The organism is Pseudomonas sp. 22189 (assembly GCF_052045635.1).
In the GTDB taxonomy this organism is placed as follows: domain Bacteria; phylum Pseudomonadota; class Gammaproteobacteria; order Pseudomonadales; family Pseudomonadaceae; genus Aquipseudomonas; species Aquipseudomonas parakoreensis.
Genome location: NZ_JBQEPG010000026.1, coordinates 16027 through 31303 on the forward strand (window position 1 = coordinate 16027; position 15277 = coordinate 31303).

A 15277-nucleotide genomic window follows, 5' to 3' on the forward strand; every position below is an offset into this window, starting at 1 on the left:
TCTGTCCTGGGACAGCCCTATCCAGGGTGTGTCAGATATCCGCTGTTCGATTCCTAACGAACCACTCCGGTGTGATCGAGAACCCGTAGAAAGAGAGACGCATCGCAGTAGCTGCCAAGAAGGGACAACCGCGAACAGTCACCACTTATTGCCTAGTTCTGATCTGTCCTGATCCCTCTGTGGCTTGCTGCAATTGAGAGTTTTCCATTCTCTCGATGTGGATCGTATTGTGTGTGATCGACTGCGCAAGCTGTTCCTCGGTCTTGCTGAAGCGGATTCCCTCGCCAAGTATCCCTCGCGCTTCAAGATCCAGGGCAAAGTCCATGATCTTGGTTTTCGTTACGTCCAGAATGCGAACCAGTTGGTGTACTGGCACGTGCAGGGCCGGCTCAAAATCTGTCCTCATGAGATTTCTGAACGCCGTGTTTAGATCAGCAGGAAATTTCACCATCACTGTTCCGGTATCTGTACGTTCCACCAGATCAATAATTTGGCTCACTGAGTCGCGTGCAAGGTGTTCACACATAGATGCATGTAGCTCGCCGCCCATGTCGACAGGAATCCACCCCCTGTACGGATTGAAAGCCTTCAGTTCGCCCGTCACGATCCGGTAGCTGGGTACCGAGCGTGTTTCGTATCCGTTCAGTTCGTCATTGAGCCATTCCTCGATGTCCTTGATCTTGAGCTTTCTGGACACGAGCAAAGCCTTACGCAACAAATCTGGAAGGTGAATTGTCCGATCAAGCACGTCACTCTGTAGGTCCAATACCAGGCTGTCCATGGAGTCAGAGCGCTCCCATGAAGGTGATTACTGCCGGTAGGTATGAGGCGAGTACGTTGCCGGCAGCGCCTTCCAAGACGGTTCTGATCGAGCCCAAGCACTCCTTTATGATGCCCTTCTTCGGAGCCGGCGAGCTGTTCTGCACCCTAATTGTGTCGACGTCTGATCGCAGCCCCGCCGCGACTACCTGATCGTTGATCTTCGAAATGTCTTGAGCGAAGGCCTCCAAGAAGGCGTTCAGATCAAGGTGCTGAACACTCTGGTCGATATGCTGACTTGAGTGCTGAGCATCTTGTTGCACTTGTGAGTTGTGCATCGATCCGATGGAGATGTTGTTCGTTTTGCTCATAGGGGCTGCCTCACTCCGAGATGGCGACTTGACACTACATCATCCAGTTTCGCCATAAGTGTGGCAACTTCGAAACGCTGCCGGACAGTCTTTCGCCTCTCATCTGTAGCGTTGACCGGTTGAATCCACAGCTGAAAGCAGACGCTCGTGGATGGCAGCTATTGGCCGGTTTCTGCCCGTCGCTACCCTCGGCTGCGGGGAGCTGGCGGTCAGTTAAGTATCAAGACTTTGGATGGAGCGTCAGTGTTAAATCCAGCCTGCGATATGATTAGCGTAACTGAGGTTTAAGGCCTCAATCGACACGAACTGGTCGGTCGGGTGACCCGCGGTAACAGAAAGCGATTTAGTGCCAAGTTAGAGGGGGCGCTTACATCGACTTGACCGATACAACTTCCACAAACCTGAATTTTTTTCTGGCCGTCTTTGTAGCTTCTTGCTCCGCAACTATTGAGCTCAGCGTATCGGCCTCATGCACCATCTCGTGCATTTTGCCTTCAAATTCATTTCCCACCCGCAGCGTGACTCTCAGCCTGGGCGTGAAGCCTTTTGAGACTTTCTTTTTCTTCGCTGCGTTTACCGGTTGTACCATCACGACATCCGAGACGGTGTCTTGCACGTGTGTGTTAAATGCTGGCGCAGGGGACTGAGAATCACCGAATAGCGCCCGGCGCATCTCTTCTTCCGTCAATTCTGTATTCATAACATTTCTCAGAAGGGCGTTATGTACAACCATGCCGATTCTATCAGCGTGGTCGGACTCTGCATTATTCGTCGCTAGGTCAGACCTGAAGCGGTGGAGGGCCACCAGTCACCGTCGAGCGTCATCATCTGGCTGGCAGCTTCATTCGATGTATAGCTTATTGATACTGCATGCTTGTGTTGTCACTGCTTCACATTTACGCTTTGTCCCGTCACGGTCAATCCCGTGGCCGGGTGTCAGAACCTGAATTGTTCGAGGCGCATAGCGCCATAGCCAGCTATTAAGTGCTTACATAGGCTTAGCTGCTGCTTTTCTATGGCGGTCCGTGCGGGGCAGGCTTCGGCCTGGCCGGTTCCCTCGGACGCCGGTTTCTGACCCCCGTACGGTCCGCCACCCATTTCGTGTCAGAACGGCTGGGTGGACGGCTCCTTAACTGTCCGAGGAGATAAGGAAAATGACCTGTCCCCCTTTTAAGCTCGTGCGCCACCCTGGCCAAATGATTCAAGCTGCACAATATCTCGGAGGATTCCGCGATGTTTGATCTTTCGCTTCTCATTGGCCTACCCAAACCCAACAGCATCGATACTTCATCGCTTACCCCTGAAGATGCAGCGATTAAACTACGGCAGGCTGCAATACTTCGGCTTAATGGAGCACAGAGCGTCCTGCTTCATTTTCCACAGGATGTTGAGCTGGCGGTAGAGCTGTTGGATGACGCGGCTGTATTGTTCGACAAGGCGTTTCGATGTTTGTCCGGTATCCCAGCTCAGCGCGTTCATCAACAGGTTGGTGAGTACGTCTCTGTCCCTTCAGCTGAAGGCTGTCCTGGTCTTCGAACACCATGGGGCAATGAATTCCGCCCGATGATTGAGGACGGCGTTCGGTGCGCTGAGACCTGGCTCGATGGTTCATCATTGCCGCTGTGGTGGGCACTGGCGCAAAACCGAAAGCATCATCGTCCAGGTGACCCCCAAGAAGCATTTGAAGCAGGTTTTCTGCTGCGATTGCAGCAAACGCTGATCATGCGACGTGATGCAGTCACTTCCCAGTCAACCAGCATCGATGCCTGAGTTTGTAATTGACGTTTGAGACTTTGCTTTTCCCGCCAAACCCTCCGATTAAGCGATCTTTGATCGCGCCGATCGGAGGGTTCACTCGCTTTTCCTCGCAGCCACCGCGTTCCCCTCTTTCATTTCAAATTTGATCAGCGCCAGCCTTCTTTTACCCGTCAGTAATTGCTCGTGATCTGTATCGGGCGCAGGGCCATTTCAGTGTCAAAGCGGATCCTTTCGTTGGGCATGGATATAGGTATGGCGACAGCGGCGACAGTGGCGACAACGCGCGTATAACGTGGTCTGGAGCATGGCGACAGAAGTGGCGACAGTCGCCACTTTCTCAGCGCATTGGCGGTGCCGCTTGACCGCCTTTTCGAGTGGGTATAACAATTGGCGCACGGATCGCTGTCGTTGACAGCACCTGCCCAGGTAGCCAGAACCTTTAAGGCTACGCCACTCGCGTGGTGGTTCTTCCCCAAGTGCGATTAGCGTCCGGCGGCTCGCACGGTCACTCCCAAGAGTGATGGATGCCTACTCGACCAATCTGCCTACTGCGGCAGACGATGGACCTACCTCGCTGCGTTGCAGCAACCTCACCTTTCAGCACACTTCGCTGCGCCAGACTGCGCCCGTCTCTTTATCCTGGAAAGAGACGGGCGCTCGTACCACTGCTGCAGGCCACGTCGAACAAGGCATTGCCGCAACTCTCTTCGTGACAATCGGACTGACAAATCCGATTCGTCGCCATCAGCAACGACACAGACACCGGTGCCGCAGCCTATGGAAAGGCTGCACCTGACTGACAGTCAGGCATGCCCCAGGTGTCCATGTCTTTGCCTTCTCCTGCCCAGGATCTCCAGGTGCCGAACTCGTCAGTCGGCGCAGCCTCCACCCGCCCGCATCTTCGGATGCGTCTAAGGAGGCCAGATTCATGGGTTTATGCCCTCGCTCCCGGTCGTAAGGAGCCGTGCGTTCCGCGTCAGTGAACACCTCGCAGGCCGCAGGGGCCTTGATCCCTGATAACACTCAACAGCCGTGGCGGGACTACGTGAGGACAACCAGCAATCACCGAGGAGAGGACCCATGCAGCAGTTAGATCCGAAGCTTGAACTATCACGACCGTCTCGACCCCTGATTGAGTCGAATCCCGTGGCCGAGCCTTATCCAGTCCAGGCACTGGGTGGAATTCTTGGGCCAGCAGTCGAACGCATAGCCGAGGTCATCGGCGTGCCTCAGGCACTGGCCGCGCAATCGGTGTTGGCCGCCTCGGCGCTGGCCACTCAAGGTCATGCGGGCTTACAACTCGACGGGAGACATTATCCCCTGTCGTTGTACCTGATCACGGTGGCTGCGTCCGGTGATCGCAAGACCGCGGCAGACCGATCCGCACTGCTGCCAGCGCGCCAATGGGAGCGTGAACAGTGGCAACACTATCGTGAGCAGCTCTTTCGGCACCGTGCCGCACAGCGACAAGCGCAGCGTATCAATCCTGCCGATCCCGCCCCCACAAACAGCGTACCGTTCGAAGCGGAGCCTTCGGCCCCTCGGCTGATCACCACAGACCCGACGATCGAGGCCCTGATCAAGGGGCTCTGCCATGACCTGCCGAGCATGGGGTTGTTCTGCGATGAAGGGGGACAATTCCTCGGCAGCAGCACCATGAGTCGAGATAACCGTTTGAAAGCGGTTACGACCTTGTCGTCACTCTGGGACGGCAGTCCGATAGATCGCGCGCGGTCTATGGCGGGTGAAAGCTTGCGAGCTTACGATCGACGCTTAAGCCTGCACCTGATGCTGCAACCGTATCTAGCCATGCAGTTACTCAGTGACCCATTGCTGCAGGGGCAAGGCATTCTCGGTCGCTGCCTCATCACCTGGCCCACCAGCCTGGCCGGACAACGCAGTTACCAGTCTGTCGACTTGTCCAAAGACCCCGCCCTAAAGCGATATCACTACCGTCTTTCGGCCCTGTTTCATCAGCCTTGGTCACTTTCCGCTGACGGTGCCTTGCGGCTATCACCGTTGACACTGAGTCCGTTAGCCCGCCGTCGCTGGATTGATTTGCATGATGCTATCGAAGCTCAGCTGGGGGAGTTTGGCGAGCTGGCCAGCGTACGGCCCAGCGGATCAAAGGCCGCCGATAACCTGCTGCGCGTCGCCGGCATTCTTGCAGTTGTGGAGGAGAGCAGCGTCGTGGAGGTCGACCATATCCAACGGGCCTCCGCTTTAGTCGGCTACTACCTCACCGAGATCCAGCGCCTGACTGAGCAGGAGCCAGTGTGTCGGGTAAAGGAAGAGGCGGACCGGTTGCTGCGATGGCTACAGGTCAAAGATTGGAAGCGTTTCAGTATTCGTGAATTGAATCGCAACGGTCCCCGCTTTGCCCGTAAGAGCAGTCGTCATACCGCCAAGCTGTTGGTCGAATTGATTGATCATCAGTGGCTCATCACTGACGGCCACACCTTCGAGGTGCGCCATGTTTAATCTTGATGAAGCGCTGCGCAACCATCTGGCTCAGCGTCAAAAGGAGCCCAAAGCGCGATTTGTCGCCGCTACTGTCGCCACTTTGTCGCCACGCTCAAAACCAAGCAGGACGAGGGTTGTCGCCGCTGTCGCCAGTGTCGCCACCACCCATAAAGCTATCGCCTCTACGACAGCCATTATTCAATGGTTGAAAGAGGAGGGGGCGCATCTTTACGTCACCGACAACACGCTGTGTTTTCGTCCGACTGATTGGGCTCAGTTCGCGATTGTAAGTGCGCACTGGCGAGCCCTTTTGCATGATCTCGCGGCAGTCGATCAGGAACAGAAAAATGGCTCGGATCGGTAAGCGAGCGGGGCGCAATTTCGGCTTCGGTCGCCAGCTTAGCTATGCTGGACCGCAAGCACTGAAAGACCTGTTTGGCGACGGCCATTTTGCTTCCGTCAAAGCTCATAGTGATCGCTGGCAGGCGTTCGTGCATTGGTGTCGATCCGATGAAGGACCGAGGGTCAACGACGCGCGCCAGATAGACCGCGAGATCCTCATACGGTACGCCATCCACGTGCGGGAGCAGGTTGATCAGGGCAACGTCGGCATTGCCACCGCGCAGAACCGACTGTCCAGCGTAAACCGAACGATGGCCGCGCTGCGCGGTGATCAGTACGTCGAAATCCCGAGTCCGAGTAAGGCGCTGGGCTTGCAGCGCTCAAGCGTGCGTAGTGAGGCTCCGCATGGCCAAGACCGTGCGCAGGTCAAGTTGATCGCACGGGCGCTGTCAGATCGTCAGCAATCGAGGGTGAGTGCCATTGTGCTCCTCGCCCGTGAGACTGGTATGCGCCTGCGCGAAGCGATCTTGGCCGATCTGCCCCGACTGCAACGTGAAATTCGGCAACTGGGCAAGATCAACATCCAGGATGGCACCAAAGGTGGTCGATCAGGGGCCTCGGCACCGCGCTGGATTACGGTAACGGATCAAGCTCGCGATGCCCTAGATTGGGCCAGCGCGACCTCACCCGATGGCAGTCGGAACCTGTTGGCTCCAAACGAGAGCTACAAAGAGTTTATGCAATCAGTTGTGCGACCGGCCCGGGACCTCCTGCATGAACATGGATTGAAAGGCTTTCATGAGCTGCGGGCAGCTTACGCCTGTGAGCGCTATGAACAACTGACGGGCTTCCCCGCACCCGTTAATGGTGGTCGTGTTCATCAAGAGGATCGAGCACTCGATCAGCGAGCCCGTATGCAGATCAGCCACGAGTTGGGACATAACCGCATCGATGTGGTGAGTGCCTACATCGGAGGTCGGCAATGATGGCCGAGTTCGACATAGCGTTGTTTCTGCGCCCCGTGCTCAAAGGTGCACATGCCACGCAGCAGCGGCACATCAGGCAAGCAGAAAGGATGCACGAGGTGATTCGCGAGCGTTGGGGTTGCGCGACTCCTTGGTCCTGGAGAGAAAAGCACGTGAGATGGTTTCTTGAGCACTACCTGCGATGCTCAGCTCCATCTACCGTCTACTACTACGACTTAACAGCAGGGTTGATCCGCCGCAGAAAAGCAAAAGTCGTGGTTGCCTGATAGACCTTTAAGCGTGAGCCCCTGAGTATGGGAATGCGGAGCCTTCCCATACTCAGGGGCTTGGCTGAAAAAGCGCAGGCATACCAGAGATCTGGCAACTGTCGTCACTCCTTTCGCCCTACTACAAGACGCGGATCGTAGCCGGTGGCGCGTACCTTTTGGAAGTTCAGCGAATCGGTACGACGTTGCGATCTCTGGTTTGATTGATAGCCGATGCCGACAGGCTGCCGGTGGCCGCCTTCTGGATATGTTCACTCCACCAAGCCATCATCGGACGCCGGCGTTCGATGTAATCCGTCCGGTTGTAGGCGCTACGAACTTCGTCCTTGTCGACATGCGCCAGTGCGACCTCGATCAGCTCCGGATCCCAGCCATGCTCATTCAGGATGGTGCTCGCCATCGAGCGCAAGCCGTGGCTGACTAGACGGTCCTGAAAGCCCATGCGCTTTAACGCCATGTTGGCGGTCTGGCTATTGGCATGGGTGCGGGGATTTCTATCTGAGGGGAACACGTACTCTCTGTTACCACTGAGTTGCTTGAGCGTCTCCAGTAACAACAGTGCCTGATCGGTAAGAGGGATTGTGTGCGGCCGACGCTTTTTCATGCGCTCTGGCGGAATGGTCCAAATGCGCTTGTCGAAGTCGATATCTGCCCATCGCGCGGTGGCTGCTTCGGCAGGGCGGGTCATCGTGTGCAGTTGCCATTCGATCAGGCAGCGGGTGGTGCGCTTGATGCTGGCGTTCGCGATTTCCATCATGAGCTCGGGAAGCTCCTCAGGTGGTAGCGCAGCCATGTTCTCTTTCTTGGGTTTCTTGAACACCGCCCGAATTCCATTGAGGGGGTTCGCAAATATCAGCCCAGAGTTGACCCCGTAGGTCATGATCTCGTTGAGTCGTTGGCTCAATCGTTTCACGGTTTCGAGGCTCCCTTTGGCCTCGATTGGGCGAAGGATCTTGATAACCATCGGAGCAGTGATTTGAGAGAGCGGCGTTGTTTTCATACTTGGGAAAACATGAAGCGTCAGCGATCTCCAAATATCTTCGGCGTAGGCTTTGGTTACGGAGTCTTTCTTCAGCTCGAACCAGGCGGTGGCCACCTTCTCGAACGTGTGTTCAGTCTCAGCAAGTTTGGCTTGCCTTACCTCATCACGCTGGGTTTTGGGATCAATGCCCAAAGCGAGCAGCTCACGCGCCTCTGCTGCTTTCTTCCGGGCGTTGGCTAGCGAGAGGTCGGGGTATGGACCGAGCGCCATATTTAGACGGCTTCTGGTCAACGGCTCGCGGTAATTGAAATTCCACATCATCGAGCCGCTGGCGCGTACTCGAAGCTGCAGGCCGTCACCGTCGCTGAGGACGAAGTCTTTACCAGTTGCCTTGACTGCCTTGAGCTGGCGATCGGAGAGGCGGGTTGCGTTAGTAGGCATGGGGCTACCTCCAGCACCGTTTTGGTATCCTGAAAATAGCATTTGGCAGTCCGGGATACCACCTGGGATACCAAAGCGCCTGGAACTCAGAAATCCTCAAAAGCCCACAGAAGCGCTGAACCCCCCGTATTTACTGGATTTCAGGCACAAAAAAAGACGTCCGTGGACGTCTTTAGATGATGAAGTGGTGGAGCCGGGGGGATTTGAACCCCCGTCCGCCAGTGCTCCGCTGTCGGTACTACATGCGTAGCCGTGTCTATTAAGTTAACCCTCAGCGACCCGACGGGCAGGGTGCTTTGGGCGAGTTGTGTAAGTTTTAGCCGCTTCGTCCACAACGTACTGCACGGCGATTCTGTTCTATATGACAATCATTTCGGGTTTACAGACATCCCCTGATGATTGCTGGGCCCGAAGGCACCAGGAGTGCATGTCAGCTGCAATTAAGCAGCGAGAGCAGCACCGTATTGGTCGTCATTGGCAACTATAAGAAGTTGCAACAGTGGATTTACGACTTCTGTTACCAAGTCGGCATGCACCTAAAGTTTCGTCACCGGCGTCGAATCCTAATCGGCCCCGAACTCATTGCCTCGTACATCAGGTGAGGCAACAAGCCTGCGCAGTGTACGCCAAACGGCCGGCAAGGCCAACCCGAAGGTTGGCCGAGGCCTTGAATCAGTTGTTGGTGCCGGTGGATTTACGCAGTTCTATGATGGTTTGCGAGGTTTCCGCTACGCAGTCATCAATCTTGCCCTGGGCTTTCAGCGCCTGTGCCTTGCTAACACTGGCTTCAGCACGCTGACTGAGTTCCGGGTTCGCTGACAACTGCCCTTTGGCATTGTTGATGGTCTGGATATTGGCATCGCACAGGTCGGCGGGTTTGTCGGCGGCGAACGAGGTGGAGGCCATCATCGAGGCAGTAACGAACAGACCTAACAGTACAGAACGTTTCATGTGTATCTCCTTGAACTGAGGGATCCAGACTGCGCTGGCCGTCAGGACGGGCAACCGATGGGAGGAAAAGCCCCGTTTTCCGGGGCCTGTTCTGTGGACTACGGTCGCACGCAAGGGTTCTATTTTTCTTCAGCAGGCCTTGGTTTGGGTCACCCGATCCACCAGATAGACCAGTCCGTGATAGTCGATGCCGCCGTGTTGCGTCAGGCCGATTTCACAGGTGCGACTGGTGGAAATCCCCTCGCTGCAATGCTGCACCGCGTCCTTGAGGGTGCGCAGTGAATGGCTGTTCAACTCCGGGGTGGTGAAGCCCTTGTCGCCGGCAAACCCGCAACAATGGATGCCTTCAGGAATCACCACGTTTTTGCTGCATTTGCGCGCCAGATCGATCAGCGCCTGGCTCTCGCCCAGATGCTGGGTGCTGCAGGTCACGTGAACCGCAATCGGTGCCTCTTGCGGGGTGAACTCCAGTCGATCGAGAAGGTGCGTACGAATGAAGCGCACCGGGTCGTACAGATCCAGGCGAACATTTCCCACGTCCTGCACCAGGCGCAAGGTGCACGGGCTGGTGTCGCAATAGATCGGATCGAGCCCGCCACGACTGGCATGGAGGAGGGCGCTGATCAGTTCTTGGCGTTTGTGTTCGGCCTGCTCGGCGTAGCCCTTGGAGGCAAACGGCTGACCGCAGCAGAGGTTGTCCTGATTGTCCGGGAACACCACTTGGTAACCGGCCTTTTCCAGCAGGCCACGGGTTTTGTCGTACAGCGACATTTGCTCCTTGTCGCCGGCTGCCGGGCCCATCACCCGCGATACGCACGCCGCCAGATACACCACCCGCGGGCGCTCATCCGACACACTCGGGTTGAAGCGAATGGCTTTTTCCGGTTGCGGCATCGCGTTGGTCCACAGCGGCACCTGGCCTTTGGACAAGCGCGTCAGGGTGGCCGACAGCTTCGCCAGACGCGGTGCGCCAAGCAGCATCCGTGCGCCGTTGGCCACATGCAGGGTGAAACGTGCGCCTTGCAGAGTCTTGGCGAAATTTCCTTCGATCCAGTCAGCGGTTTTCTGATGCGTCGCGTGTCGGCCGCGAAGCTTTTTCACCAGTTCGCCGGTATTGATGCCCACAGGGCAACGCTGAGCGCACAAACCGGTCGCGGCGCAGGTCTCGATGCCTTGGTACTCATAGGCCTTTTCCAGCTCGGTGGTGTCAACGCCGGCGCGCTTCTTCGCTTGAATGTCACGCCAGATTACGATGCGCTGGCGGGGGCTGAGGGTCAGGCCTTTCGACGGGCAGACCGGTTCGCAGAAGCCGCACTCAATGCATTTATCGACAATCTCGTCCGCCGCTGGCAGCGGCTTGAGGTGCTTGAGGTGGATCTGCGGATCCTCGCTGAGCACCACGTCCGGGTTGAGGATGCCGTTAGGGTCGAGCAGGCGTTTAAGCTGCCACATCAACTGATACGCATCGCTGCCCCATTCCAGCTCAACGAACGGCGCCATGTTGCGCCCGGTGCCGTGTTCAGCCTTCAGCGAACCGCCGAACTCCACCGCCACCAGTTGCGCGACGTCGTCCATGAACGCTTGATAGCGTGCGACTTCTTCCGGACTGTTGAAGCCTTGGGTGAAGACGAAGTGCAGATTGCCCTCCAGCGCGTGTCCGAAAAGGATCGCTTCGTCGTAGGCATGTTTGTCGAACAGCGCGATCAGGCGATTGACGCCGATCGCCAGTTGCTCGACCGGGAAGGTCACGTCTTCGATGATCACCGTGGTACCGGTTTTACGCACGGCGCCGACGGCGGGGAAGGTGTCCTTGCGGATGGCCCAGAGCTTGGCGTTCTCGGCCGGGTCTTCGGTGAAATCGACCTGTTTTTCCACCGGGAAACGGGTCAGCGAAGCCATGATCTGCGCAAGTTGTTCCTGCAGCAACGTGGAAGAGGCGGCGCGGGATTCGATCAGCAGCGCGCAGGCATTGTTCGACAGGTGTTGTACGAAATCCGACATGCCCGGTTTGTCCTGCACCGAGCGCAGGCTGCGTCGGTCCAGCAGTTCCACCGCTGACACCGGTTGGTTTTTCAGCACCGTGACCGCGTTGCAGCAGGTTTCCACATCCGGGAACACGATCAGCGCCGAGGCCTTGTTCGGGTGGTCGATCACCGTGTCGTAAGTCACCGCACTGATGAAGCCTAGGGTACCTTCGGAGCCGACCAGCAGGTGGCTCAAGATATCCACAGGCTCGTCGAAATCCACCAGGGCGTTGAGTGACAGGCCGGTGGTATTTTTCAGACGGTATTTGTGGCGAATTCTCGCCGCCAGTTCGGCATTGGTGCGGGTCTCGCGGCCCAACGTCGCCAAGCGCTCCAGCATATCGCTGTGGCTTTCGCGAAACGCGGCGACGCTGGCGGCGTCTTCGGTGTCGAGACGGCTGCCGTCGGCCAGTACCAGACGAATTCCGGCGAGTGTGTGATAGGTATTTTGCGCGGTGCCGCAACACATGCCGCTGGCGTTGTTGGCGACGATGCCGCCGATTTTGCAGGCGTTGATCGACGCCGGATCCGGGCCGATCTTGCGCCCGAACGGGGCCAGCCACGCGTTGGCCTGCGCGCCAATCACGCCCGGCTGCAGGCGGATTTGCAGGCCCTGATCGCGAATCTCACGAGCGTTCCAGTTATCCCCCAGCACAATCAGCACCGAATTGCTGATCGCTTGCCCGGACAAACTGGTGCCGGCGGCGCGGAAGGTCACCGGGACCTGATCGCGCTGGGCCAGTTTCAACAGCGCCACCACTTCGTCTTCGGACTCGACGCGGATCACCAGTTTGGGAATCAGCCGATAAAAACTGGCGTCGGTGCCGAAGGCCAAGGTCGACAGCGGATCGTCGAAACGGCGATCCGCAGGAATCAGTTGCTGCGCATCACGCAGGAAATTCACCGGAAGCGTCATTGGTCCTCCAGGATCAGTACCACCAGATCTTTCGGGCCGTGGGCGCCATAAGCCAGCACTTGCTCGATGTCGGCAGTTTTCGACGGGCCGGACACCAGCAGTGCGTTGGTCGGCATGCCTTGGGCCCACTCGAATTCCTGTTGCACTTGATAGAAGTTGTCGCGGATTTCGCTGGCCTTGAGCAGGGCGAAATGCACCGGCGGCACCAGGCTCATCAGTCGCGGCTCTTCACGGGTTGGCCAGAGGATCAGGCTGCCGGTCGCGGCGATGGCGCCGAGGGTGCCAGTGAGGCTGGCCGGGGTGTCGTTGAACAGCTCGGCTTTCCACTCTTCCATCGGGCGGTTGTAGGACTTCAGCGTCGGCAGATCAGGGTTGTTCGCCCAGTGTTGTGAGATGCGCTGCCCGTGAGGCGTCGTCGGTGCAATCAGCAGGCTCGGCAGCTGACGGTCACGCAGTAATTGCGCGAGCAGCGCCGGCCAGTCTGCGCCGGTAGTCAGATGGATTTCGGTGTGCACCGCTTCCATCAGTTTGCGCAGTTGCGGGATACGTTGCTCGGCGCTGTAGGTGTATGGCTGCGTCACCAGATCGACGTCGAAGTCGTCGGCAATCGGTGTGGCGCCGGTCAGACTTTTCCGTAGCTTGGCGAGGATATTTTGCTTGGCGCTCATCAGCGGTCTCCCTGTTTGGCCAGATGTTCGCGGGCCATGTCGTGCAGTGAGCGGGCGGCGGGTTTCGGTGCGCTGTGGTTTTGCGTCCACGGGCCGACATTGCTCGGGGTCAGGGCGCGCAGGCGCGTGGCGAAGAAACCAAACAACCGGTACAGCGTCGGCGAGCTGTTGAGTTTCGCCCAGGCGTTCCAGATGAAGCGTTCCTTGCGCGAATATTTGCTGCCCTGGCCGCGCATCACTTGATGCGGACTGTCCGGGGCTTTGACGTTTTCTTCGCGCAGACGCCGCAGCAGGGCAGGGATCGGAATTTTCACCGGGCACACTTCACCGCAGGCACCGCACAGCGACGAGGCGCTCGGGTGATCCGGGACTTTCGCCAGACCGACCATGTGCGGGGTGATGATTTTGCCGATCGGTCCCGGGTACACCTCGCCATAGGTGTGACCACCGACGCGGGTGTAGACCGGGCAATGATTCATGCAGGCGCCGCAGCGGATGCAGTTCAGGGTCTGGCGCAGTTCGCTGTCGGCAAAGGCCTGGCTGCGACCGTTGTCGAGCAGCACCAGATGCACTTCCTGCGGGCCGTCGAGTTCATGTTCCTTGCGCGGGCCGGAGATCATGTTGACGTAAGTGGTGATCGGAATACCCAGCGCCGAGCGGGTCAGCAGCGACAACAGCGGCACCACGTCGCGCAGGTTTTCCACGACCTTTTCGATGCCGGTGACCGCGATGTGCACCGGCGGCACGGTGGTGGTCATGCGCCCGTTGCCTTCGTTTTCCACCAGCAGCAGGGTGCCGGTTTCGGCCACGGCGAAGTTGACGCCGGAAACGCCAATGTCCGCTTCGAAGAATTTCTGCCGCAGGACTCTGCGACCGATCTGAATGAGTTGGTCAACGTCCTTGGTGTACTCCACGCCAAGTTTGTCGTGGAACAAGGACGCGACCTGACCGGCATTCTTGTGGATCGCCGGCATAATGATGTGTGAAGGCTTCTCGTGGTCGAGCTGGACGATGTATTCCCCCATGTCGGACTCCAGGCATTCAACACCTTGAGCCTCGAGGAAATGGTTCATCTCCATCTCTTCGCTGACCATCGATTTGCCCTTGATCACTTGCCGCGCCTCGTGAGCGCGGATGATCGAAAGGACGATGCCATTGGCTTCGTCCACCGTTTCCGCCCAGTGCACTGTCACACCGTTGCGGGTCAGGTTCTGTTCCAGTTGCTCGAGCAGGTCGGGCAACTTGGAGAGCGCACGCGCCCTGATCGAGTTGCCCAGGGCGCGCAAGTGTTCTCTTTCGTGGGCATCGCTGAACGCCGCTGCCCGCTTGGTCATCAGTGAATCCATGGCAGTACGGAAGTTGTTCCGTAACTGCTGATCACCCAAGGCGTTGTGCGCCCGGGTGCGGAAGTCTTCTTCTACGGCAACCGTAGGAATAATCGTCGAGGTGCTCATTGCGCACCTCCGGTTCGTTGCCACAGAAAGCTGGCGAGATGTTGCCCACGCAGCGCTTCCTTTTGTTTCTCCAATGCGCCGTTGATGTTCATCAAACAGCCACAGTCGGCGCTCAACACTTTGTGTGCGCCGGAATCCTTCAACGCTTTGGTCTTGTCAGCCACCATCGCGCCGGAAATGTCTGGCATACGGACGCTGAATGTCCCACCGAAGCCACAGCATTCGCTTTCGTGGTCGTGGTTGACCCGTTCCACGTTGCTCAACTGCGCCAACAGCTCGCGGCCGTGCAGGTGGGTATTCATTTCGCGACGTGCCGAACACGAAGTGTGCAGCGCCACTTTGACCGGTTCGCCGCTGTCCTTGAGCTGCACCTTGCAGACAAACAGCAGAAACTCAGCCAGTTCATAAGTGCGGGCCGCGAGGGCCTGCACCTGTTTCAACGTTTGTGGCTCGTCCTTGAACAAGTCCGCGTAATGCTCGCGCAGCATGCCTGCGCAGGAACCCGACGGCACCACCACCGGATAATCCCCGGCAAACTGCGCCAGTTGCGCGCGCGCGACCGTCCGCGCCTGCTCGGTGTAACCCGAGGTGTAGGCCGGTTGCCCGCAGCAGCTCTGCCCTTGCGGGTACTCCACACGGATGCCTTCGCGCTCCAGCAAGTGGATCGCGTCCATCCCGGCTTCGGGGTAGAACAGGTCTACCACGCAGGTGCCGAACAGGTAGACCCGCGACGGTTTTTCGCTGGGGTACTGCCGAGGTTCGGGCAGTGGCGGTGCGACGCGCGTGGCGTTGGGCACAGCGTTGTAAAAAAGCTCGCTCATCAGGCGTGTCTCCGGGTGGGCCCGGTTATCCGTCTGTGGCGGCTGCTGAATATAAAGCGCCTTGCTTTCAGCAGC

The 15277-nt window shown here is 57.8% G+C and carries 14 protein-coding genes and 1 other RNA gene; 5 read left to right on the plus strand and 10 right to left on the minus strand.

The annotated features are described in order from the left end of the window. Window positions 1–145: 145 nt before the first annotated feature. From ACTJKS_RS22800 to ACTJKS_RS22810, 3 genes are all read right to left on the minus strand, one after another. On the minus strand, window positions 146–781 hold the full coding sequence (locus ACTJKS_RS22800; protein ID WP_440829006.1) for an AbiTii domain-containing protein: 636 nt from the start codon (window positions 779–781) through the stop codon (window positions 146–148). A gap of 4 nt (window positions 782–785) precedes the next feature. Next, entirely contained in the window at window positions 786–1130 is a 345-nt protein-coding gene (locus ACTJKS_RS22805; RefSeq protein ID WP_440829007.1) for a hypothetical protein, read from the minus strand. A 367-nt stretch (window positions 1131–1497) separates the two neighbouring features. After that, on the minus strand, window positions 1498–1830 hold the full coding sequence (locus ACTJKS_RS22810) for a hypothetical protein (RefSeq protein WP_063325169.1): 333 nt from the start codon (window positions 1828–1830) through the stop codon (window positions 1498–1500). Window positions 1831–2363: 533 nt separating this feature from the next. Here ACTJKS_RS22810 and ACTJKS_RS22815 point away from each other — a divergent pair. The 5 genes from ACTJKS_RS22815 to ACTJKS_RS22835 all read left to right on the plus strand — a co-directional run bounded on the left by ACTJKS_RS22815 (window position 2364) and on the right by ACTJKS_RS22835 (window position 6945). After that, complete coding sequence (locus ACTJKS_RS22815) at window positions 2364–2900, plus strand: LasR-specific antiactivator QslA (RefSeq protein WP_063323003.1); 537 nt, start codon at window positions 2364–2366, stop codon at window positions 2898–2900. A gap of 1068 nt (window positions 2901–3968) precedes the next feature. Further along, window positions 3969–5369, plus strand: a complete 1401-nt coding sequence (locus tag ACTJKS_RS22820; RefSeq protein WP_440829008.1) for a YfjI family protein — start codon at window positions 3969–3971, stop codon at window positions 5367–5369. Continuing rightward, window positions 5362–5715, plus strand: coding sequence for a hypothetical protein (locus ACTJKS_RS22825; RefSeq protein ID WP_440829009.1), 354 nt, complete (start codon window positions 5362–5364; stop codon window positions 5713–5715). The genes ACTJKS_RS22820 and ACTJKS_RS22825 overlap by 8 nt, the downstream gene beginning before the upstream one ends. After that, window positions 5699–6679 (plus strand): integrase domain-containing protein, encoded by a 981-nt coding sequence (locus ACTJKS_RS22830; protein WP_440829010.1) that lies wholly within the window; start codon window positions 5699–5701, stop codon window positions 6677–6679. The genes ACTJKS_RS22825 and ACTJKS_RS22830 overlap by 17 nt, the downstream gene beginning before the upstream one ends. Beyond that, complete coding sequence (locus tag ACTJKS_RS22835; protein WP_150295850.1) at window positions 6676–6945, plus strand: hypothetical protein; 270 nt, start codon at window positions 6676–6678, stop codon at window positions 6943–6945. The genes ACTJKS_RS22830 and ACTJKS_RS22835 overlap by 4 nt, the downstream gene beginning before the upstream one ends. A gap of 166 nt (window positions 6946–7111) precedes the next feature. Here the strand turns inward: ACTJKS_RS22835 and ACTJKS_RS22840 are convergent, their stop codons facing one another. The 7 genes from ACTJKS_RS22840 to ACTJKS_RS22870 all read right to left on the minus strand — a co-directional run bounded on the left by ACTJKS_RS22840 (window position 7112) and on the right by ACTJKS_RS22870 (window position 15202). Beyond that, window positions 7112–8368, minus strand: a complete 1257-nt coding sequence (locus tag ACTJKS_RS22840) for an integrase domain-containing protein (protein WP_440829011.1) — start codon at window positions 8366–8368, stop codon at window positions 7112–7114. A 185-nt stretch (window positions 8369–8553) separates the two neighbouring features. Further along, window positions 8554–8943: a transfer-messenger RNA gene (ssrA, locus tag ACTJKS_RS22845) on the minus strand. A gap of 97 nt (window positions 8944–9040) precedes the next feature. After that, window positions 9041–9319 (minus strand): hypothetical protein, encoded by a 279-nt coding sequence (locus ACTJKS_RS22850; protein WP_007961392.1) that lies wholly within the window; start codon window positions 9317–9319, stop codon window positions 9041–9043. Between the two features lie 129 nt (window positions 9320–9448). Next, the gene (locus ACTJKS_RS22855) at window positions 9449–12259 is read right to left on the minus strand and encodes an FAD-binding and (Fe-S)-binding domain-containing protein (RefSeq protein WP_262949298.1); all 2811 of its coding nucleotides are present in this window, start codon (window positions 12257–12259) and stop codon (window positions 9449–9451) included. After that, the gene (locus ACTJKS_RS22860) at window positions 12256–12927 is read right to left on the minus strand and encodes a LutC/YkgG family protein (protein ID WP_086793694.1); all 672 of its coding nucleotides are present in this window, start codon (window positions 12925–12927) and stop codon (window positions 12256–12258) included. Before ACTJKS_RS22860 ends, ACTJKS_RS22855 begins: the two co-directional genes overlap by 4 nt. Beyond that, entirely contained in the window at window positions 12927–14381 is a 1455-nt protein-coding gene (locus tag ACTJKS_RS22865) for a LutB/LldF family L-lactate oxidation iron-sulfur protein (protein WP_003221499.1), read from the minus strand. The genes ACTJKS_RS22860 and ACTJKS_RS22865 overlap by 1 nt, the downstream gene beginning before the upstream one ends. Continuing rightward, window positions 14378–15202 (minus strand): (Fe-S)-binding protein, encoded by an 825-nt coding sequence (locus ACTJKS_RS22870; RefSeq protein ID WP_222016615.1) that lies wholly within the window; start codon window positions 15200–15202, stop codon window positions 14378–14380. Before ACTJKS_RS22870 ends, ACTJKS_RS22865 begins: the two co-directional genes overlap by 4 nt. Between the last annotated feature and the right edge of the window lie 75 nt (window positions 15203–15277).

What these genes read in the sequence shown, in the direction of transcription:
- ACTJKS_RS22805 (WP_440829007.1), bottom strand. Translation starts at nt 1,130, where the DNA reads ATGAGCAAAACGAACAACATCTCCATCGGATCGATGCACAACTCACAA.
- ACTJKS_RS22870 (WP_222016615.1), bottom strand. Translation starts at nt 15,202, where the DNA reads ATGAGCGAGCTTTTTTACAACGCTGTGCCCAACGCCACGCGCGTCGCA.
- ACTJKS_RS22815 (WP_063323003.1), top strand. Translation starts at nt 2,364, where the DNA reads ATGTTTGATCTTTCGCTTCTCATTGGCCTACCCAAACCCAACAGCATC.
- ACTJKS_RS22820 (WP_440829008.1), top strand. Translation starts at nt 3,969, where the DNA reads ATGCAGCAGTTAGATCCGAAGCTTGAACTATCACGACCGTCTCGACCC.
- ACTJKS_RS22835 (WP_150295850.1), top strand. Translation starts at nt 6,676, where the DNA reads ATGATGGCCGAGTTCGACATAGCGTTGTTTCTGCGCCCCGTGCTCAAA.
- ACTJKS_RS22850 (WP_007961392.1), bottom strand. Translation starts at nt 9,319, where the DNA reads ATGAAACGTTCTGTACTGTTAGGTCTGTTCGTTACTGCCTCGATGATG.
- ACTJKS_RS22800 (WP_440829006.1), bottom strand. Translation starts at nt 781, where the DNA reads ATGGACAGCCTGGTATTGGACCTACAGAGTGACGTGCTTGATCGGACA.
- ACTJKS_RS22840 (WP_440829011.1), bottom strand. Translation starts at nt 8,368, where the DNA reads ATGCCTACTAACGCAACCCGCCTCTCCGATCGCCAGCTCAAGGCAGTC.
- ACTJKS_RS22830 (WP_440829010.1), top strand. Translation starts at nt 5,699, where the DNA reads ATGGCTCGGATCGGTAAGCGAGCGGGGCGCAATTTCGGCTTCGGTCGC.
- ACTJKS_RS22865 (WP_003221499.1), bottom strand. Translation starts at nt 14,381, where the DNA reads ATGAGCACCTCGACGATTATTCCTACGGTTGCCGTAGAAGAAGACTTC.
- ACTJKS_RS22825 (WP_440829009.1), top strand. Translation starts at nt 5,362, where the DNA reads ATGTTTAATCTTGATGAAGCGCTGCGCAACCATCTGGCTCAGCGTCAA.
- ACTJKS_RS22810 (WP_063325169.1), bottom strand. Translation starts at nt 1,830, where the DNA reads ATGAATACAGAATTGACGGAAGAAGAGATGCGCCGGGCGCTATTCGGT.
- ACTJKS_RS22855 (WP_262949298.1), bottom strand. Translation starts at nt 12,259, where the DNA reads ATGACGCTTCCGGTGAATTTCCTGCGTGATGCGCAGCAACTGATTCCT.
- ACTJKS_RS22860 (WP_086793694.1), bottom strand. Translation starts at nt 12,927, where the DNA reads ATGAGCGCCAAGCAAAATATCCTCGCCAAGCTACGGAAAAGTCTGACC.